The 20131-nt window shown below is 62.0% G+C and carries 18 protein-coding genes and 2 tRNA genes; 10 read left to right on the top strand and 10 right to left on the bottom strand.

What is annotated here, in order from left to right; genetic code table 11:
* Positions 1-5 precede the first annotated feature (5 nt).
* The 7 genes from ACSAMP_RS14670 to ACSAMP_RS14640 form a co-directional block, all read right to left on the bottom strand.
* A complete protein-coding gene (locus ACSAMP_RS14670; protein ID WP_118478831.1) occupies positions 6-1841 on the bottom strand; it encodes a VirD4-like conjugal transfer protein, CD1115 family in 1836 nt (611 codons plus the stop codon).
* Positions 1828-2235 carry a PcfB family protein gene (locus ACSAMP_RS14665; RefSeq protein ID WP_233511520.1) on the bottom strand — a complete coding sequence of 136 codons (408 nt, stop codon included), beginning with the start codon at positions 2233-2235 and terminating at the stop codon, positions 1828-1830. Before ACSAMP_RS14665 ends, ACSAMP_RS14670 begins: the two co-directional genes overlap by 14 nt.
* A gap of 143 nt (positions 2236-2378) precedes the next feature.
* Positions 2379-2720, bottom strand: coding sequence for a DUF7768 domain-containing protein (locus ACSAMP_RS14660; RefSeq protein ID WP_117570308.1), 342 nt, complete (start codon positions 2718-2720; stop codon positions 2379-2381).
* Between the two features lie 297 nt (positions 2721-3017).
* Positions 3018-4433: a ParB/RepB/Spo0J family partition protein gene (locus ACSAMP_RS14655; protein WP_195463646.1), complete on the bottom strand. Its 1416-nt coding sequence runs from the start codon at positions 4431-4433 to the stop codon at positions 3018-3020.
* Positions 4415-4555 carry a hypothetical protein gene (locus ACSAMP_RS14650; RefSeq protein ID WP_158552718.1) on the bottom strand — a complete coding sequence of 47 codons (141 nt, stop codon included), beginning with the start codon at positions 4553-4555 and terminating at the stop codon, positions 4415-4417. Before ACSAMP_RS14650 ends, ACSAMP_RS14655 begins: the two co-directional genes overlap by 19 nt.
* Positions 4556-4692: 137 nt before the next feature.
* Positions 4693-4784, bottom strand: a tRNA-Ser gene (locus ACSAMP_RS14645).
* Positions 4785-4829: 45 nt separating this feature from the next.
* A tRNA-Ser gene (locus tag ACSAMP_RS14640) sits at positions 4830-4916 on the bottom strand.
* Positions 4917-5188: 272 nt separating this feature from the next.
* Here ACSAMP_RS14640 and ACSAMP_RS14635 point away from each other — a divergent pair.
* The 8 genes from ACSAMP_RS14635 to ACSAMP_RS14600 all read left to right on the top strand — a co-directional run bounded on the left by ACSAMP_RS14635 (position 5189) and on the right by ACSAMP_RS14600 (position 15164).
* Positions 5189-5575, top strand: coding sequence for an Hsp20/alpha crystallin family protein (locus ACSAMP_RS14635; RefSeq protein WP_441795283.1), 387 nt, complete (start codon positions 5189-5191; stop codon positions 5573-5575).
* A 154-nt stretch (positions 5576-5729) separates the two neighbouring features.
* The gene (gene clpB / locus ACSAMP_RS14630) at positions 5730-8324 is read left to right on the top strand and encodes an ATP-dependent chaperone ClpB (RefSeq protein ID WP_457800962.1); all 2595 of its coding nucleotides are present in this window, start codon (positions 5730-5732) and stop codon (positions 8322-8324) included.
* 279 nt (positions 8325-8603) lie between these two features.
* Positions 8604-9089: a MarR family winged helix-turn-helix transcriptional regulator gene (locus tag ACSAMP_RS14625; RefSeq protein WP_457800961.1), complete on the top strand. Its 486-nt coding sequence runs from the start codon at positions 8604-8606 to the stop codon at positions 9087-9089.
* A 1-nt stretch (position 9090) separates the two neighbouring features.
* Entirely contained in the window at positions 9091-10830 is a 1740-nt protein-coding gene (locus tag ACSAMP_RS14620) for an ABC transporter ATP-binding protein (protein ID WP_457800960.1), read from the top strand.
* Positions 10830-12884 carry an ABC transporter ATP-binding protein gene (locus ACSAMP_RS14615; RefSeq protein WP_457800959.1) on the top strand — a complete coding sequence of 685 codons (2055 nt, stop codon included), beginning with the start codon at positions 10830-10832 and terminating at the stop codon, positions 12882-12884. The genes ACSAMP_RS14620 and ACSAMP_RS14615 overlap by 1 nt, the downstream gene beginning before the upstream one ends.
* Positions 12885-13039: 155 nt before the next feature.
* Positions 13040-13441 (top strand): spore cortex-lytic protein, encoded by a 402-nt coding sequence (locus ACSAMP_RS14610; protein WP_457800958.1) that lies wholly within the window; start codon positions 13040-13042, stop codon positions 13439-13441.
* Positions 13442-13450: 9 nt separating this feature from the next.
* Positions 13451-14605, top strand: coding sequence for a peptidoglycan-binding domain-containing protein (locus ACSAMP_RS14605; RefSeq protein WP_457800957.1), 1155 nt, complete (start codon positions 13451-13453; stop codon positions 14603-14605).
* Between the two features lies 1 nt (position 14606).
* Positions 14607-15164 carry a peptidoglycan-binding domain-containing protein gene (locus tag ACSAMP_RS14600; RefSeq protein ID WP_457800956.1) on the top strand — a complete coding sequence of 186 codons (558 nt, stop codon included), beginning with the start codon at positions 14607-14609 and terminating at the stop codon, positions 15162-15164.
* 165 nt (positions 15165-15329) lie between these two features.
* Here the strand turns inward: ACSAMP_RS14600 and ACSAMP_RS14595 are convergent, their stop codons facing one another.
* Both ACSAMP_RS14595 and ACSAMP_RS14590 read right to left on the bottom strand, forming a co-directional pair.
* Positions 15330-16424 carry a tetratricopeptide repeat-containing glycosyltransferase gene (locus ACSAMP_RS14595; RefSeq protein WP_457800955.1) on the bottom strand — a complete coding sequence of 365 codons (1095 nt, stop codon included), beginning with the start codon at positions 16422-16424 and terminating at the stop codon, positions 15330-15332.
* A 61-nt stretch (positions 16425-16485) separates the two neighbouring features.
* Positions 16486-17265, bottom strand: coding sequence for a collagen-like domain-containing protein (locus ACSAMP_RS14590; RefSeq protein WP_457800954.1), 780 nt, complete (start codon positions 17263-17265; stop codon positions 16486-16488).
* A gap of 338 nt (positions 17266-17603) precedes the next feature.
* Between ACSAMP_RS14590 and ACSAMP_RS14585 the strand changes: the two genes are divergently transcribed.
* On the top strand, positions 17604-17897 hold the full coding sequence (locus ACSAMP_RS14585; protein ID WP_441795293.1) for a hypothetical protein: 294 nt from the start codon (positions 17604-17606) through the stop codon (positions 17895-17897).
* A gap of 54 nt (positions 17898-17951) precedes the next feature.
* Here the strand turns inward: ACSAMP_RS14585 and ACSAMP_RS14580 are convergent, their stop codons facing one another.
* Entirely contained in the window at positions 17952-18476 is a 525-nt protein-coding gene (locus ACSAMP_RS14580; RefSeq protein ID WP_457800953.1) for an ECF transporter S component, read from the bottom strand.
* Between the two features lie 128 nt (positions 18477-18604).
* On the opposite strand from ACSAMP_RS14580, the gene pdxR reads away from it, so the two are divergent.
* The gene (gene pdxR / locus ACSAMP_RS14575) at positions 18605-20005 is read left to right on the top strand and encodes a MocR-like pyridoxine biosynthesis transcription factor PdxR (RefSeq protein ID WP_457800952.1); all 1401 of its coding nucleotides are present in this window, start codon (positions 18605-18607) and stop codon (positions 20003-20005) included.
* Positions 20006-20131 lie beyond the last annotated feature (126 nt).

Genomic DNA, 20131 nt, shown 5'->3' with positions numbered 1-20131 from the left:
GATATTTATACAAAAGCGTCCGGATCGTCCACATCGTCATAGTTGAGGATGTCCTCGTCCTCGTCTGTGAGCGAAGTTTCCGACACGGCCACCTTGTACACCTCACAAGCCTCGTTCAGCCCAGGCCGCCTGCGGCGGTTTATGAGTTTATCAAGGTCAAAGGCGTTTTTCTTTTTATCGGCTTCCGCCGTTTGCTTATAGTTGGGATGCTGCTTCAAATCGTATTTGGGCGAGAAAAACGGGGGCAGGCCCCGCAACTGCAAAATGCACTTGTCGCCCGGCATGGTCGCCAGTTCGCTGGGGGTCATCAGTTCCCGGCCCAGCCGCTGGGTATTCTGGTTGTAGCTTTCCGACTGGCCGCGGGAGCGGCCCTCGGTCTGCATGGAGATTGTGGCCTTTCCCAGCCAGTTCTCGGAAATTTCCTTGATTGTGCTGGCCTCCCGGCCACCCAGGAAGATCACGCTGTCCATATTTCCGAGAATGGTCTCCGCGTGCTTATCATAGATGGCCTTGCATTGTGCCAACTGCTGATAGAACAGGCACAGGCTCACCTCGCGGGAGCGGATCACCGCCACCAGCTTTTCCAGGTTTGGCACCTGGCCCGTGTTGGCCGCCTCGTCCCACAGCACCCGCACATGATGGGGCAGACGGCCCCCGTGTACGTTGTCCGCCCTCTCGCAAAGAAGATTAAACATCTGCGAAAAGGCCAGGGCCACAATAAAGTTATAGGTGGGCGTGGTATCGGAAATAGTAAAGAAAACCGCCGTTTTCCGATCTCCGATGCGGTCAAGCTCCAGCTCGTCATAACTCATAATTTCCCGGAGCTGGGGGATGTCAAACGGAGCCAGACGAGCTCCGCAGGAAATCAAAATGCTTTTTGCGGTTTTGCCGCTGGCCAGCTTGTATTTTTTGTATTGCTTGACAGCAAAGCAATTCGGCTTGCGTTTTTCCAGGCCCTTAAACATATAGTCCACGGTGTTTAGGAAGTTTTCATCATCCTCCTTGACCTCCATGCCGGAAATCATATCCACCAGCGTATTCATGTTCCGATCCTCGGCGGGGCCCTCGAAAATGATATAGGACAGCAGGGCGCAATACAAAAGCGTTTCCGATTTTGTCCAGAACGGATCGCCCTCCTTGCCGTCCCCCTTTGTGTTGGCTATGAGCGTATCCACAAATTTGAGAATGTCCGCCTCGTTTTTGAGATAGGCCAGCGGGTTATAGTGCATGGATTTAGAAAAATCAATGCTGTTAAAAATCTTGATCTTATACCCCCGCCGCTGTAAAAAGCGGCCTACCTGGGAGAGCACCCCGCCCTTGGGATCAACCACCACGAAAGAGGAATGAGCCTGGAGAAGCTGGGGCGTGAGCCAAAACCGGGTTTTGCCGGAGCCGGACGAGCCGATGACACAGCAATTCAAGTTCCGGGCGTTGGCCGGATTTTTCGGGCGCGTGTTCATGGTAAGAAATTCCGTCCCGGTGAGAATGACATTATTCTCAAACTTGGGATCGACAAAGGGCTTTATATCCTTTTCCGTTCCAAAGCGGGCGGAGCCATACTCCTCATCCCGGCGGTACTTTTTGGCGTTTTTGCTTTTCGTGTAGATCAGCAGACGGAACGCCGCCGCGCCCACAATGCCAACGAGCCAGTCAAAGGGAGCAAGCCCCGGCGCAAAGTCGGCAAAGGCCGGGCCAATGGTCTGGCCCAGCCCCATGAGCTTATGAGCAACATCCGCACCCGCCGCCAGCCGGTAGGCCGTCCCCAGTTTCAGACAGGCCCACAGGATAAACAGATAGGGGATGTTAGGTATCAAATACTTTTTGAGTTTATCTGTCCTCACGGGCCGCCTCCTTTACTCGTTCTTTCTTCCGGGGCTTTTCCTTTGCAAGCTGATCCTCAGCCCGTTTGAGCTGTTCCCGGATGGGGACACGGCTGGACTTGGAACGCTTCAACAGGCGTTTGGAGTATTCAGAAAAGCAAGCTGTCACCGCGTCCGCCTGGCCGCTTTTGAAAAACAGCAGGTATTTGTCCGGCCCGGTTTTATAAAAGGCATAATCCACATTGAAGCGGCGGGCCACCCGGTCAAACTGCCGGGGAGCTTCAATTTCAATGCTGTTTGTGGCGGCTCCGTGGGCCATGAGCTGGCGCACCGTTTGCCTGCCGTGGGGCGTCTGGTGCTCCCGGCGGGTCTTTGCAATTTTGCGGCCCGCCGCTTGGAGCGCCTGGGCCAGCACCCGCGCCGTCAGCTTGCTGGCCTTTATGGATAGTGCTATGGTACGTCTGGAAACATCCTCGTCAACCAGCTATATCCCTCCTTTCCCCGGCGCACCTTGGGACAAAGTGTCTCCAAGTGCCGCCGTTCTCTGGGCCCGGCGCGTTAGTGGCGGCCCTGGCCCTTGACCGTCAAAATGCCGTCCAGGGTGGTCGCTGTGATCCCCAGCCGCTGGGCCACCGCAATATCATTTTTCATCGCCTCGGTGATAGAGTGGCCGCACACCACCAGCACACGGGAACGCCGGAGCAGGTCGCGGGCCATGTCGATGCCGTTCTTGTGCTCCTCCGGCACCGCATCATTGAGAAACAGGGGCAGATACAGCGCGGGGCAGACAGGCGAAAAGCCCGCCTCGTACACGATGCGGCAGTACCGCGCCGCCCGTTCCATATTGTCATCGTCATCGCCGCACCATGCGGCGGTAATATAAGCAAGGGGTCGTTTCATCGTCAAAACCTCCGTAACTGAATTGTTGGGCCGGGTCAACCCTATCCCCCCGCCCTTTCCCTATCCAGGGAAAGGGAGCGGCTCTGGAGGATATACCCCCGCCACGTGGCCGGAGATAGCACAGCCGGGGCAGGCCGTCAAGGGCAAGCCACCGCAAGCGGCGGGGCGTTCCGCCCCCTTGACAGCCCACCTCCGACTGTGCTTTTTTATCCCCGGCGACGGGGGATATATCACCACAGAGCCCTGCTTTTCCGGGGCCCGGCACCTTGGGACAAAGTGTCTCGAAGCAAAGCCCCGTTACTTTTCCAGAGTGTTCTTTTTCTCCGGCTTTGCCAGTTCGGGCGGCTGTTTCTCTTTCCAGTCGTCCAGCAGGGCCATAATCTGTTCTTTCATTTTGGCGGGAGTGACCTCCTTGCCAAAATACTTCGACAGTTCAGATGTTGAAATAATCACGCCGCGATCCTCCTTCTTTTCTTCACTCAAAATCCCGTCAATCACATCGCCGTTGAGCTTGCCCTCCTTGTCAAGCTCCCGGAGCCGCTTGGCCTGGTTGACCGAGGGGGAGGACTGCTCCCCCTCAATGGAAACAGCGATCAATCGCTGGTTTTCCGGGCGGATATAGGACAGCTCAACCGCAGGCATAAAGCCCAGCTTTTTGGCGTCCGTCATATCCAGGAGCTCCGGGACAAGAGAATTAAGCCGGATATAACGCATGACTTTTTTATAGTTCATATCGTGATCCGCACCCACAATCTCAACAGAGCGTTTCCCCAGGGCCTGCTCCTCCTGGCTGTTGCCGGGGCGGGCCCCCTGGTGCTTGATAGCCTCCACCTCCAAATCCAGCAGGCGGGCCAACTCGCTGGGGAGGGGCTCCCCGCGCTGTTTGTTGCTGTTCCGCATTTCCCGGACGGCTTCAAAGTCCGTCATGTTGCGGACAATACAGGGCATTTCATCCAGCCCGGCCCGTTCACTGCCATGATGACGGCGGTGGCCCGCGATGATCTCATAGCCCTGGCCGTCCTTTTCCGGGCGGACGGTGGCGGGGGTCATAACGCCATGCTCCTTGATCGTCCCCACCAGGTCATCCATCGCCTTATCGTCCTGCACCTTGTAGGGATGCTCCCGGAACGTGTGGAACGCATGGAGCTCGGACAATTTCAAATAGACAACCTTGCCCTCCTCAACCGGGCGGGGCGGCTCGGCTGGTGTAGGCGGCAGGTTGATCTCCGGGACAGGGGCCGCCGCAGCTTTGACGGGCCCGGCCTTGCCCTTTGGCGGAGACTTGGGCGGGCCCATCCCGCCGGAGCCCTTTTCCGGGGTTTTCTTTTTACTTTGGGACACTTTGTCTCGCGTGGACGGCTGAGCCTCGGCGCGGGCCGCCTTGTCCCCCTTGGGTGGGCGGCCTGCGCGGGGCTTGGCCGTCTTTTCCGCTTTTGGAGACTTCGGCTCCGCCTGTTCCTTTGGCGGACGGCCCCGGCGCTTTTCCGGCTTTTCCGCTTCAACGGCGGGAGCCTTGCCGCCCTTATCATCATCACCCCGCACATCCGACAGGTTGATGACCTTACCAGACGGAGCAGGGCCGCCCTCGCCCATACCGGGGAGCGTCACCTGTTCGGCCTGTTCCGGCGCGGGCGGTGCGCCGGGCCCATCCGGGGCTGGGGACTCCGGGAGCTTTTCTCCCTCCGGGCCCTTGTTCAATGTTTCATCTGCCATTCGCTAACCTCCTTTTTTGTGGCATGAAAAAAGGCCAGACCATACGGCCCGGCCAGCGAAAAATATTCCCCCTTTCCATTTTTAATTTTTGATTGATACCACTCCTTTCCCTGTCGAGCCATGAAAAAAACGCCCCTTTTGTTGATACAAAAAGTGGCGTTTTAGTGTAGGTTGGCTCGGTTTTTGTTGTGATTTATTATTATACCTTTGTCAAAGACGGTTAAAAAACGTCGGAGCAAAGTGAAACCTTGCTCCGACGTGGCGCAGAAGGAGGGATTCGAACCCTCGCACGGATTTCTCCGTCTACTCCCTTAGCAGGGGAGCCCCTTATAGCCACTTGGGTACTTCTGCATGGCTACAAGCAATTGCGCTTGTATGAAGTTGTGAGATAAAAAGTGGCGGAGAGAGTGGGATTCGAACCCACGGCTCTTGCGAGTCACCGGTTTTCAAGACCGGCTCCTTAAACCACTCGGACATCTCTCCTCATCTTGTCTAATCAGAGGACGTTGGCTATCATAGCATGTTTTTCAGGGAATGTCAACACTTTTCCAAAAAGAAATCCCCCGGGAGCCGGAAAGGCTCACTTGCGATATTAGCACTCAAATTACGAGACTGCTAATGTTTACAATTTAGACATAATATCTGCAAGAATTGTTCACAGGCGGGCGGTATACTGTGGACAAAGTTAAGAAGGCCTCCGGGCCGGGAAAAGCCGCGAGACGCTGCCGGGCCAGAGCTTGAAAGGAGTTTTTTCCATGTTTTATACTTTGATCCCCACCGACCACCGCGCCGGACAATATAGTTCCAACCAGCCCCAGCAGCCCGTCCCCTTCTGTGTGGACATTCTGGACCAGGGGGAGGGCTACCGCATGGAGGCCGAGTTGCCCGGCTTCCGCAAGGAGGACATCTCCCTGACGATTAAGGAGGACGTGCTCACCATCGCCGCCCACCGGGAGGAGGAGCAGCACGTGGGCCAGTATGTGTGCCGGGAGCGCCGGGCCGGCGACGTGCGCCGGAGCTTTGACGTGTCCGCCATCCAGCAGGAGGGCATCCGAGCCGCCTTTGAAAACGGCGTGCTGGTGCTGACCCTGCCCAAGGCCTCCGCCGTGAAGCCGGAGCGCCGCAGCATCTCCATCCAGTGATTACCCAGTAATTTTCCCCACAAACCCACGAAGGTTTTTACAAAACCCTCTTGTCAGCGAGAGGGTTTTGTTATACAATGAAATTAGCAATCAAAGTTAACGAGTGCTAAAATTTAAGATCCATTCGGAAACCAGAACCAAGGAGGTTTCTTCCATGAATATGAACCAACTGACGCAAAAATCCCTCGCCGCCATCCAGGGCGCTCAGAGCCTGGCCCAGCAATATGGCCAGCAGCAGATCGAGCAGCAGCACCTGCTGCTTGCCCTGGTGGCCGATCAGGAGGGCTTTATCCCCCAGCTGCTCACCGCCATGGGCATGACCGTGCCCAGCTTTTTGGCGGCGGTGCAGGCGGAAGTAAACAAGCTGCCCAAGGTCTCCGGAGGCGGCCGGGAGGCGGACAAGGTCTATGTGGCCCAGGATGTGGACCGGGCCCTGAACGCCGCCGAGGAGACGGCCAAGTCCATGAAGGACGAATATATCTCTGTGGAGCACCTGTTTTTAGGACTGCTGGACAGCGCCAACAGCGCCCTGAAGGAGTTGTTCCGCACCTATAACGTCACCAAGGAAAAGGTGATGCAGGCCCTGGCCTCCGTCCGGGGCAACCAGCGGGTCACCAGCGACAACCCGGAGGAGACCTATGACGCCCTGAAGAAATATGGCTCCGACCTGGTGGAGCGGGCCCGCCAGAACAAGCTGGACCCCGTCATCGGCCGTGACGACGAGATCCGAAACGTCATCCGCATCCTGTCCCGGAAGAGCAAGAACAACCCCGTGCTCATCGGTGAGCCCGGCGTGGGCAAGACGGCCATCGCCGAGGGCCTGGCACAGCGGATCGTGAAGGGCGACGTGCCCGGCAGTCTGAAGGACAAGACCATCTTCGCCCTGGATATGGGCAGCCTGATCGCCGGCGCCAAGTACCGGGGCGAGTTTGAGGAGCGGCTGAAAGCCGTGCTCAACGAGGTGAAGAAGTCTGAGGGCCGCATCATCCTGTTCATCGACGAGCTGCACACTATCGTGGGCGCGGGCAAGACCGAGGGCGCCATGGACGCGGGCAACCTGCTCAAGCCCATGCTGGCCCGTGGTGAGCTGCACTGCATCGGCGCGACTACCCTGAACGAGTACCGCCAGTATATCGAAAAGGACGCTGCCTTGGAGCGCCGGTTCCAGCCCGTTATGGTCAATGAGCCCACGGTGGAGGACGCCATCGCCATCCTCCGCGGCCTGAAGGAGCGCTATGAGGTGTATCACGGCGTGAAGATCACCGACGGGGCCATCATCGCCGCCGCCACCCTGTCCAACCGCTATATCACCGACCGGTTCCTGCCCGACAAGGCCATCGATCTGGTGGACGAGGCCTGCGCCATGATCCGCACTGAGATGGACTCCATGCCCACCGAGCTGGACGTGATCCAGCGGAAGATCATCCAACACGAGATCGAGGAGGCCGCCCTGAAGAAGGAGACCGACAAGCTGTCGCAGGAGCACCTGGCCGAGATCCAGAAGGAGCTCTCCGACATGCGGGAGGAGTTTAAGGCCAAGAAGGCCCAGTGGGACAACGAGAAGGGGGCCATCGGCAAGGTCCAGAAGCTCCGGGAGGACCTGGAGGCGGCCAACGCCGCCCTGGAGAAGGCCCAGCGGGAGTATGACCTGGAGAAGGCCGCCGAGCTGCAATACGGCAAGATCCCCCAGCTGAAGAAGCAGCTGGAGGAGGAAGAGAAGATCGCCAACGAGGGCAAGGCCCGCTCCCTGCTGCGGGATAAGGTCACCGAGGAGGAAATCGCCCGCATCATCGAGCGCTGGACCGGCATCCCCGTCTCCCGCCTGATGGAGGGGGAGCGGGAGAAGCTGCTCCACCTGGAGGACATCCTCCACAAGCGCGTGGTGGGCCAGGACGAGGCCGTGCGCCTGGTGTCTGAGTCCATCCTGCGCAGCCGGGCCGGTATCGCCGACCCCAAGCGGCCCATCGGTTCCTTCCTGTTCCTGGGCCCCACCGGCGTGGGCAAGACCGAGCTGGCCAAGACCCTGGCCGAGGCCCTGTTCGATTCTGAAAAGAACCTGGTCCGCATCGACATGACCGAGTATATGGAGAAATTCTCCGTGTCCCGTCTCATCGGCGCTCCTCCGGGATACGTGGGCTATGAGGAGGGCGGCCAGCTGACCGAGGCGGTGCGCCGCAAGCCTTATTCCGTCATCCTGTTCGACGAGGTGGAGAAGGCCCACCCCGACGTGTTCAACATCCTGCTCCAGGTGCTGGACGATGGCCGCATCACCGACAGCCAGGGCCGCACGGTGGACTTTAAGAACACCATCATCATCCTCACCTCTAACCTGGGCAGCCAGTTCCTGCTGGACGGCATCCAGCCCGACGGCGAGATCAGCCAGCAGGCCCGGGACCAGGTGAACGAACTGCTCAAGCGCTCCTTCCGCCCCGAGTTTCTGAACCGTCTGGACGAGATCGTGTTCTACAAGCCCCTGACGAAGGACAACGTCACCCACATCATCGACCTGATGGTGGACGAGCTGAACCGCCGTCTGGAGGACAAGCAGCTCACCGTCCGCCTCACCGACCAGGCCAAGACCCACGTGATCGACGAGGCCTATGACCCCGTCTATGGCGCCCGTCCCCTGCGCCGCTATCTCCAGCACACGGTGGAGACCCTCATCAGCCGGAAGATCATCGCCGACCAGGTGAACCCCGGCCAGGTCCTCACCGTGGACTGCAAGGACGGCCAGCTGACGGTGGAGTAAACCGAACATCCACACAAGCCATCCCCGGGCGCGCCGCTGTGCGTTCCCGGGGATATTTTATGCCGGAACAGCCCCCAATCTGTGGGCAAATAGCTGACCTTTTTCCCTGGTCACTGGGGCAGATTCGGCGCTTGTCCGAAAAATATAAACAAAATTTGAACGATGGGGAAAAGCCGTTGACATTGAAAAACTGCGTGGTAGAATGATAAGCACCTTAATGATAAATAGGTTAATGAAAAAGACGGGACGGCCGTCCCGCCGGTGAAAGGAGGCTTCGTCATGCCCATACCCAGCGATCAGCTGGAGCTGCTCAGTCAGCAGATCAACCACGCCCACCGCAGCGCCGTAAGCGAGGAGCTCAGCCGCCGGGGGTTAAGTGAGATCGGCCACCCCATGCTGCTGACCATTTTAGAGGGCTATCAGAGCGACGACCCGGAGGGTCACGCCCAGCGGGACCTGGCCGAGCTGCTGCATATCTCCCCCGCCGCCGTGGCAAACTCCCTGAAATCCCTGGAGCGAGGGGGCTATGTCCGCCGGGAGCCGGGGCAGAAGGATGCCCGGCGCAACCGGGTGATGCTGACAGACAAGGGACGCGCGGCGGTGGAGGGCTGTCAGGCGGCCTTTCAGGCCGTGTCTGAGCGGATGCTGGCCGGGTTCACCCGGGAGGAGCGGGACCAGCTGCTGGCCCTGCGCCGCCGGATGCTGGAGAACCTGCGCCGCCCCTGCGCGTCTGACGCGCCCCAAGTCAAAAAGGAGGAATCTTAATTTGCTTTCCCTGTTTATGACCCACCTCCAGGGATATAAGAAGGAGGCGCTGAAGTCGCCCATTCTCATCGTCCTGGAGGTCATTTGCGAGCTGCTGCTCCCCTTGGTCATGGCCCAGATCGTGGACACGGCCATCCCCGCCGGGGATGTGGCGCTGATCTTCAAGCTGGGGGCGCTGATGCTGGTGCTGGCCGCGGCGTCTATGACCTGCGGCGTGCTGGCCTCGAAATACGCGGCCTTTGCCAGCCAGGGCTTTGGTGCCAATCTGCGCCAGTGCCTGTTTGACAAGGTGCAGGAGTTTTCCTTTGCGGACATTGACCGCTTCTCCTCCGCCTCCCTCATCACCCGCATGACCAACGACGTGAACAACATGACCATGATGCTGGCCATGGGCCTGCGGATGCTGGTGCGGGCCCCGGTGATGCTTATTGTGGCCGCCGCCGTCAGCTGCTACCTCAACGCTAAACTGGCCCTGATCCTGGTGGTCATCATCCCCCTGATGATGATCGTCATCGGCCTTTTGATGTACACCTGCACCCGCCTGTTCAAGGTCCTCCAGACCAAGATCGACAACCTGAACAACACCCTCCAGGAGAACCTGGTGGCCATCCGGGTGGTAAAGGCCTTTGTCCGGGAGGACCACGAGCGGAAAAAGTTCAAAACCTCCAACGATGACCTGACCGGGGCCGGACTGTCCGTGGGCATGCGCATCATCGCCATCATGCCCGTGATGATCATCGCCATGAACGCGGCCACCGTGGCCGGGCTGTATTTCGGCGGCAAGATGGTCATGGGGGGCGCCTTTGACCTGGGCCGTCTTCAGGCTTTTTTGAACTATGTGTTCCAGATATTGATGAGCGTGATGATGGTGGCCATGTCCCTGCTTCAGCTCTCCCGGGCTCAGGCCTGCGCCGCCCGCATCCAGGAGGTGCTGGACACCCAGCCCTCCATCCAGGACCGGCCCCAGGCTGAGCAGAACGCCCTGCCCGCCCCCCGGGGCGCGGTGGAGTTCCGGGATGTGTCCTTTAAATATCAGGCCACCGGCACCGGGGACGACGTGCTCTCTCACATCAGCTTTTCCATCGAGCCGGGCAAGTTCCTGGCCATCGTGGGCGGCACGGGCACGGGTAAGTCCTCCCTGGTCAACCTGATCCCCCGCTTCTACGACGTCACCGGCGGCCAGGTGCTGGTGGACGGGGTGGACGTGCGGGACTATCCCCTGGAGGAGCTGCGGGAGCGCATCGGCATGGTGCTCCAGACCAACGTGCTCTTCACCGGCACCATCCGGGAGAACCTGCTGTGGGGCGACCCCAACGCCACCGAGGAGGACATGATCCAGGCGGCCAAGGACGCCCAGGCCTATGACTTTATCATGTCCTTCCCCGACGGGTTCGACACCGTGCTGGACCAGGGGGGCGTGAACGTCTCCGGCGGCCAGAAGCAGCGCCTGTGCATCGCCCGGGCCATGCTGCGCAAGCCCGCCATCCTCATCCTGGACGACTCCACCTCCGCCGTGGACTCGGCCACCGACGCGGCCATCCGGGAGTCCTTCGCCAAGAATCTGAAGGGCACCACCGTTATCATGATCGCCCAGCGCATCTCCTCGGTGCAGTATGCCGACGAGATCATCATTCTGGACGACGACCACATTGCCGGACAGGGCACCCATGAGGAGCTGCTGGCCAGCAACAGCATCTATCAGGAGATCTATCGCTCTCAGCAGGAAGGGGTGGGTGAATAATGCCGGGACCCAATCGCGCCCCCCGTGGGGGCTATCAAAAGCCCAAGGACCTGAAAAAGACGGTGAGCCGTCTGCTGGGCTATCTCACCCGCAGCAAGCTGCCTCTGCTGGCCGTGCTGGCCTTTCTGCTGCTGTCCGTGGCCACCAACATCGGCGGCTCCTATATGATGCGGGGCATCATCAACGACTTTGTCTGGTCGGGCTGCACCGACTTTGCCGGGCTGGGCAAGGCGGTTCTGGTGCTCATCGCCGTGGAGCTGCTCAGCGCGGCGGCCACCTATGGCCAGTCGGCCATTATGGTCCAGCTGGCCCAGCGTGGCGTGAACCGCCTGCGCCGGGACCTGTTTGACAAGCTGCAAAACCTGCCCCTGTCCTATTTTGACCGCCACCCCCACGGCGAGCTGATGAGCCGCTTCACCAACGACGCGGACAACGTGCAGCTGGCCCTGGAGCAGAGCGTGGTGTCTATGCTGTCCAGCTGCTTCACCTTTGTGGGCCTGGTGGCCATGATGGTCATCATCAACTGGAAGCTGTTCATCGTCACCGCCCTGGTGCTGGCCCTGACCATGACCCTGTTCAAAAAGCTGGGCGGGCGCAGCCGCCGCTTCTATCAGCAGCAGCAGGCCGCCCTGGGCAAGGTCAACGGCAGCATTCAGGAGACCATCGAGGGCCTGAAGGTGGTGAAAGCCTTCACCCACGAGGAGCAGGCCAAGGCCGACTTTAAAAAGCTGAACGAGGCCTATCGGGACTCTGCCCAAAAGGCCAACTTCTATTCCACCATGATCATGCCCGTGTCCGGCAACCTGATGAACATCAGCTATGCCCTGACAGCGGCGGTGGGCGGCCTGCTGTCCATCCTCCAGGGCTTTGACCTGGGCGGCCTGGTGGTCTATCTGAACTACTCCAAGCAGGTGGGCCAGCCCATGAACCAGATTTCCCAGCAGATGACCACCCTGCTGTCCGCCATGGCGGGCGCGGAGCGCATCTTCGAGGTGATGGACACCCAGCCCGAGGCTGACCAGGGCCAGGTGACCCTGGTCCGGGCCAGAAAAGAAAACGGGGTGCTCACCCCTCTGGCCTCCGGTCAGGCCCGCACGGGCACCTGGGCCTGGAAGGTGCCCAAGTCCCAGCCCATGCGTCTGGTGCGGGTGCTGAATCTGCCCGACAAGACCGCCGTGGAACTGCCCACCGACGCCGACCTTGCCGGAGAGAACAAGGGCTGGGCCTGGAAATACCCCGGCCCCGACGGCAGCATGGGCCTGCACCCCATCCGGGGCGCGGTGCGCTGCGTGGAGGGGGAGGACGCCACCTATGTGGAGCTGAAGGGCGCGGTGCGCTTTAACCACGTGGACTTCTCCTATGTGCCCGGCAAGCGGGTCCTCCACGACGTGTCCGTCTACGCCAACCCCGGCCAGAAGATCGCCTTCGTCGGCTCCACCGGCGCGGGCAAGACCACCATCACCAACCTCATCAACCGGTTTTACGAGATCGAGGGCGGCCTTATCACCTACGACGGCATCGACGTCCGTTCCATCCGCAAGGACGACCTGCGCCGATCCCTGGGCGCGGTGCTTCAGGACACCCACCTGTTCACCGGTACCATTATGGACAACATCCGCTATGGCCGCCTGGACGCCACCGACGAGGAGTGCATCGCCGCCGCCAAGAGCGCCAACGCCCACTCCTTCATCCGCCGCCTGCCCCAGGGGTATGACACCGTCATCACCGGGGACGGGGCCAGCCTGTCCCAGGGCCAGCGGCAGCTGCTGTCCATCGCCCGGGCGGCGGTGGCCGACCCGCCGGTGATGATCCTGGACGAGGCCACCTCCTCCATCGATACCCGCACCGAGGCGCTCATCCAAAAGGGCATGGACGCCCTGATGGAGGGCCGCACGGTGTTCGTCATCGCCCACCGCCTGTCCACCGTGCGCAACTCCAACTGCATCGTGGTCATCGAGCACGGCGAGATCGAGGAGAAGGGCGACCACGAGCAGCTGCTGGAAAAGCAGGGCCGGTATTACCGCCTGTACACCGGCCAGTTCCAGTTGAGCTGAGCCGCCGCGCCTCTCTCACCCGAATCAAATCAAGCTCCGCCGCCCCGCAGCAGGTCTGTGGGGCGGCGGAGCTTTTTGCTGTCTTTTGTAGAATCGGCACAAACGGGCCTTCTGGGGCATAGCATGGGCAAACTGCCAGAACGGGAGGAGAGACTATGGAACAACGGACGGGCAGATTGAGCGTGCGGGTGTACACCACCCAGGCGGAGCTGCCGCTGGAGGGGTCCACGGTGGCGGTGCTGCAGAAGGGGGAGGGCGGGCGATACCGCCTGCTCAGTCTTCAGACCACAGACAGCAGCGGGCGCATTACCTCTGTGGACATCCCGGCCCCGGCGGCTGAGGAGAGCATTGCCCCCGGGGCGGCGGACGGCCCGAAGTGCTTTTCGGTGTGCAGCGTGTGGGCCGAGCACCCGGGCTATGCCATGCTGCAGGTGGACGGGGTGCAGATATTCCCCGGCGTGGAGACGGTACAGAACATGGAGCTGACTCCGCTGGAGCGGGGACAGAGCAGCCTGCAGCAGCGGACGGTGCGGGATATTCCCGCCCAGGATCTGTGAGGTGACGGGATGCCGGTGATCTTTCCCTATATCCCCCGCACCATCACCGTCCATCTGGGTGCCCCGGATCAGGCGGCGGAGAACGTGACGGTGAGCTTTCCCGACTATGTGAAAAACGTGGCCTCCAGCGAGATCTACCCCACCTGGGAGCCGGCGGCCATCCGGGCCAACGTGCTGGCCATCGTCTCCTTTGCCCTGAACCGGGTGTATACCGAGTTCTATCCCAGCCGGGGCTATGATTTTCAGATCACCTCTACCACCGCCTATGACCAGAAATTTATCCGGGGGAGGGACATCTTTCAGCCCATCAGCCAGGTGGTGGACGAATTTTTCGACGACTATATCCGCCGGGTGGGCTTTGTAGAGCCGCTGAGTGCAAAATTCTGCAACGGCACCACCACAAAATGCGACGGCCTGTCCCAGTGGGGCAGCCAGGAGCTGGCCCAGGCGGGCTACAACTTTATGGACATCCTGCGGCGGTACTATGGGGATGACATCGAACTGGTGCTGGATGCCCCCGTCCGGGATCTGGCGGGCTCCTATCCCGGCACGCCCCTGCGCCGGGGGGACTTCGGCCCACAGGTGCTCACCGCCCAGGTGATGCTCAACCGGGTGGCACAGAATTATCCGGCGATCCCTAAAATATATCCCACCATCGGCCTGTTCACCCGAGAGATGGAGGAGACGGTGAAAGAGTTTCAGCGGGTGTTCAGCCTGACCCCGGACGGGGTCATCGGCAAGGGGACCTGGTACCGGCTGGTCTATCTCTATGTGGGGGTCACCGGTCTGGCCGAGCTGGTCAGCCAGGGGCAGACCATGTACCGCCTGAGGTTTCAGTTTCCGGGGACCATGCGCCTGGGGGACCGGGGAGACGGAGTGACGGCGGTGCAGGATATGCTCTCCCTGCTGGCGGAGTTTGACGATGCCCTATCCCCGGTCGCAGCCGACGGGGTGTTCGGCCCGGCCACAGAGCGGGCGGTGCGGAATTTCCAGCGCTGGGCGGGGCTGACGGCAGACGGCGTGGTTGGCCAGGCCACCTGGAACGCCATGTTCCAGCGCTTTATCCGGGAGGAGGACGCCCTGGAGGAGGAAATGGCGCACCTGGGCCAATACCCGGGCTATGCCCTGCGGCTGGGACAGACAGATCGAAAGGGGAGAGGATGACATGGAACACAACGCCCAGATGGTCCGCCCGGTGTGGGGCCTGCAATATATGCTGTCCCGACTGGCGGAGAAGCACCCTTTTCTGCCCAGGCTCACCCCAGACGGGGTGTTCGGGGAGAAGACGCTGGAGGCGGTGATGCTCTTCCAGCGGGAATTGCTCCGGCCCGTCACCGGGGTGGTGGACCGAAGGACCTGGGACGAGATCAGCCGGGCCTGGAGCCGGCTGGAGCGGGAGCAGGCCGACCCCAGGGCTTTGAGGGCTTTTCCCGGGGAGGGGTGCCAGGTGGCTCCGGGTCAGGAGCGGGAGTTCATGGCCCTGCCTCAGCTGATGTTCCGGCTGCTGTCCTATTACCTGGAGGGGGTGTCCCCTGACCTGCCCGACGGGCGGCACGGGACGGCCTCGGAGCAGAACGTGCGCTGGCTGCAGGAGCGGGCCGGGCTGCCCGTCACCGGCGTGATGGATCAGGCCACCTGGGATGCCCTGGCCCGGCTGTATGAGCTGTTTGTGGTGAAGGACTTAGAGCAGCTGGAACAGAAATATTCCGGGGGCTGGGGATGAATTTGAGTTAGGAGTTAGGAGAGATGAGTTAGGAGTTAGGAGGGATGAGTTAGGAGTTAGGGGGTCGCTGAAAAGGCCGCAGTGTCTGTCATTGCGAGGAGGGGCGAAGCCACGACGTGGCAATCCGTCTCCCTCGCTGACGGCAAACGCTGCGGTCTTTTGTTGTTAGTTTGGATGGGTCAGCGTTTCCAGCAGGGACACGTTTTCCCGTATCCTGGTGTTGTCCGGTTCCAGCGCCCGGGCCTGGCGGGCCTCTTCTAAGGCCTGGGGCAGGCGGCCTGTGGCGTAAAAGGCGATGGACCGCAGGTCGTGGGGCAGACTGCCCCAGGGGGCGGCCTCGCAGATATAGGTGCGGGGGCGGCGGGTGATGGTCAGGGCGCAGCCGGTGAAATACAGCACCCCGTCCCACGCCTCCTGGCGGTAGAGCAGCTGGGCCAGGTCCAGATAGGGCTCCCGCAGGTGGGGAGCCTCGGCCACCGCCCGGAGATACCAGTCCCGGGCTTTGTCCGGCTGTCCCTTGCGGTCATAGGCGGCGGCGATATACCGCATAGAGGCCGCCCGCTCGTCGGGCCAGTCGGCCCTTGGCATGGCCAGGTGCCGCTTCAGGGTGGCGATGCAGTCGTCCCAGCGGCCATAGTACAGATACTCCCGGCCCAGATAGTGGACGTTCCGGTCATCCTCCGGGTCCTCCGCCACCGACAGCTCCAGCAGGGGCAGATACTGCCCCCGGGACTTCTCTGGGTCCGGGTGGTGGTCCAGCTGCACCCCGTCGGCCACCACCGTGGGTCCCGGCTTGCCCGGCCCGGTCCAGCACAGCACCTCGTGCACCGGGTGGACCCACTGATAGCCATGGCGGGCGTGGACCTTCTCATACCAGAAGACCACCCCCTCCGAACCGTCGGGCCGGAAGGACCAGGTGTAGCGATAAGTCGCCTGACCGGCGCCGGGGGACCAGGCCCGCTCCAGCAGTTCCCGCCAGCCGAGGTGGAACACCTCGTCCAGGTCGGTGCAGACGCAGATGTCTGCCTCCGGCGGGATCAGCTCCATGGAGCGGTTCCGGGCCGTGTCAAAGCGCCAGGGGGAGATGGTCTCCTCCGTGACGCTGGCCCCCAGGCTGCGCAGCAGCTCCGGCGTGCCGTCGGTGGAGCCGGTGTCCAGCACCACGATGTCGTCCGCCTCGGACATGGACGCCATCCAGCGGCGGGCAAACTTGGCCTCGTTCTTGCAGATGGCGTAGACGCAGACGCGATAGTTCCCCATTTTGCTCCCTCCCTGTGGAAACTGCGGCGCTCCCTGGTTGAGAGCGCCGCAGTTCAGACGGTCAGTTGGCCAGCAGTCCGGCCCCCCGCAGGGAGCCCAGCAGCTCGTTGATCTTCAGGATGATGTCGGCTTGGCTGGCATCGGTGGCCAGATCCGTCACCGCTTCTCCGGGGGTAACGACTCCAGCGGGGCCTGCGGCCCCGGTGGGACCGGTTGGGCCGGTGGGCCCTGTGGCGCCCGCAGCCCCCGTGGCTCCGGCAGGACCGACAGGGCCCGCGGCCCCGGTGGGACCGGTTGGGCCGGTGGGGCCTATGGCTCCCGCAGCTCCCGTGGCTCCGGTCGCCCCGGTGGGCCCGGTGGGGCCGACAGGACCGACAGCACCGGTTGCCCCGGCAGGACCGGCAGGGCCGGTGGGGCCTATGGCTCCCGCAGCTCCCGTGGCTCCGGTCGCCCCGGTGGGGCCGGCAGGGCCGACAGGCCCAATCGCACCGGTCGCTCCGGTGGGCCCGGTGGGGCCGACAGGCCCGATGGCTCCGACAGCCCCGGAAGGGCCGGGTATGCCCTGAGGTCCCTGGGGTCCCTGTGCGCCCTGTGGGCCGGGGATACCCTGTGGGCCGGTGGGCCCAGTGGCCCCGTCAGGCCCGGGGATCCCCTGGGGACCGGTGGGCCCCATGGGGCCGGGCATGGGGGGATAGGGAGGATAGGGCGGCGGAGCCGGAGGCCCGGGCGGCGCAGGGGGCGGAGGACAGGGAGGCTCCGGGCGGCAGCAGCCGCCGGTGAGGGAGGCGTACACGCCGCCGCTGCAGCGCCGCTCCCAATCGGAAGGATAATACTGTTTCATAAACGCGCTCCTTTGCCGAAACATGCGTATCACTGTGGCAGTGCCACGATCCATTCTATGCATCCGGGCGCGGGGTGTGTCTGAAAGAATGCTGCGGGCTTTACATCCGGCGGCTTTTTTGGCATAATAAAAATGCTGTTGTAGAATCCTCCAGTCATCGCCTGCGGCGATGCCAGCCCCCTTTGACAAGGGGGCCTGATAGAAGAGAAAAACAGCCCCCTGTGAAAGGGCCGATTCCCCCTGTCAGGGGGAAATGTCCCGGAGGGACAAAAGGGGTAGGGCAAGAGGGCCGCGTTAGCGGCGGGGGGATTCCGTTCTAAATAACCAGGAGGATATCAATGAGTGAACACATGGAGATGCCAACTCTGCTGTTCTGGGAGAACGGCAACGTGTGGTATGGCAGCAAGGGGAACACCCGGTTTTTCATCCAGCCCGTGAAGCACTCGCCGCCGGAGGACCAGCCGGAGGGGGAGGTATACTACACCCTGGATGTGGAGGTGTGGCCCGGCCCGCTGACAAAGGCGCTGAGCCAGATCACGGCCACCAACAGCTTCCCTCGCACGTTGGAGGGCATGGACCAGATGGTCCAGTGGCTGGAGGAGCAGGCGGAAAAAGACAACAAACAGGCATAAAAAATTGCCGCCGGACGTTTTTGCGTCTGGCGGCAATTTGCGTATCGGGAAAGATCAGACTTTGACCACGGCTCTGCTGCGGCTGAGCACGGTGTAGACCACCGTGGCGGCCACCAGGCCGAATACGCCCTGGACGATGTTGCCGGGGATGGAGGCGGCGGCGGCCAGGCCCTTGCCCAGCCACAGGCTGGCATAGGCGAAATAGCCCAGGACCATGATGACCTCGGCCACCACGCCGCCGACGATCTGGCCCAGCAGGACAGAGGAAGCGGACAGGCCTTTCTTCGTGGCGGCCCGGAAGATGAGGGCGGCGGCCACGGCCATCACCAGCTTGATGGCAAAGGTGCCGGGGACATAGTGGGCATAGCCGGACAGCAGGTCGGCCAGGGCAGAGCCGATGCCGGCAGCGGCCCCGCCGTACAGGGGGCCCAGCACCCAGGCGGACATGAGCACGGCGCAGTCGCCCAGGTTCACATAGCCCTGCATGGGGGAGGGGACCTGGATGACCATGGTCATAATGGTGCACAATGCGGCCATCAGGGCGGCCAGCACCAGCTTGCGGATCTTGGAATCAGTCATACTCTCTCGCTCCTTCAAAAGCAGGAAGATTTGTTCTTGCTTTTTTCCTTGACTTGTATTTTAATCATATCTGACATGAAATAAAGGACCAAAACAAAACTCTTTTCTAGGACCAGATGGAGGGGCACATGCTGACATATGACTTAGAGCGCCGGGGGAGCCTGGCCCGGTATGACTATCTCTACCGCTGCATCAAAGAGGATATCTTGTCCGGGCGGCTGGCCGCCGGGGAGAAGCTGCCGTCTAAGCGGGCCCTGGCCCGGCATCTGGAGACGGCGGTGGTCACGGTGGAAAACGCCTATGCCCAGCTCTCGGCGGAGGGCTATCTCCGGCCAGAGGAGAAGCGGGGCTATTTCGTCTGCCCGGTGGAGGTGCGGCCAGACCGGCCCCCGGCGGCGGAGACCCGGCCAAGGCAGGCCGCCCCCCAGCGGCGGTGGCTGCTGGACATGACCAGCGGCGGCAGCGGAACGGAGGGCTTTCCTTTCTCAGTGTGGGCGCGGCTGATGCGCCGGGTCATCACCGAGGAGGGGGAGCGGCTGATGCGCTCTATGCCCCACAGCGGGGCCCTGCCCCTGCGCCAGGCCCTGGCCCGGCACATCTATCAGTTCCGGGGCATCGCCGCCGACCCGGAGCAGATCGTGGTGGGGGCGGGGACGGAGTATCTCTATAACCTGCTGGTGCAACTGCTGGGCCGTGACCGGGTCTATGGGGTGGAGGACCCGGGCTACTCCAAGGCCGGGCGGGTGTATGCCCTGAACGGGGCGGCGTGCGTCTGTCTCCCCGTGGACGGCCAGGGGGTGGACCCGGCCCAGGCGGAGGGCAGCGGGGCGGACATCCTCCACCTGTCCCCCAACCACCAGTTCCCCACCGGGGCGGTGATGCCCATCGCCCGGCGGCAGAGCCTGCTCAGATGGGCCGGGGAAGCGCCGGGGCGCTATCTCATCGAGGACGACTATGACAGCGAGTTCCGCTTTACCGGGCGGCCCATCCCAACCCTGCGCAGCATCGACCAGGCGGACCGGGTCATTTACATGAACACGTTTTCCCGGTCTCTGGCCCCCTCATTGCGTATCGCCTATATGGTCCTGCCCCGGCCTCTCCTGGAGGCATATCAGGCCCGGCTGGGCTTTTACTCCTGCACCGTGCCCGCCATGGAGCAGTATACCCTGGCCCGCTTTTTGGAGGACGGCCACTTCGACGCCCACGTGAACCGGATGCGTGTATTCTACCGGGCCAGGCGGGACGCGGTGCTCCAGGCCATTGAGGAAAGTCCCCTGGCCGGGCGGTGCCGGGTGATGGGGGAGAACGCCGGGCTGCACTTTTTGCTGGAGCTGGACACGGAGGTGCCCGACGAGGTCCTGGCCCGACAGGCGGAGGAGCGGGGGCTGCGGCTGGCCTTTCTGTCGGACTATCAGCAGCGCGCCGCCGCCCGGCCCCACACCCTGGTGGTGAACTACCCCGGCACCGACCTGGAGCATCTGGCCCAGGCACTGGACATTCTGACGGAGATTTTAGATCAGCACCCGTGACGGGTTGACAAATTGGGCAATTTTTGCATAGTATCCCTGCTTGATTTCTATGTATTTTTACGGGACAGTCGTGTACAATAAGAATAGCAAGACCTGTTTTTCAGCGGGCGAAAGACGCCCGCGCAC

Source organism: Flintibacter sp. SJQ-8 (genome assembly GCF_054108085.1).
Note: the sequence above shows the minus strand (reverse complement) of the source record. Positions and strands in the feature narration are given on the sequence as shown.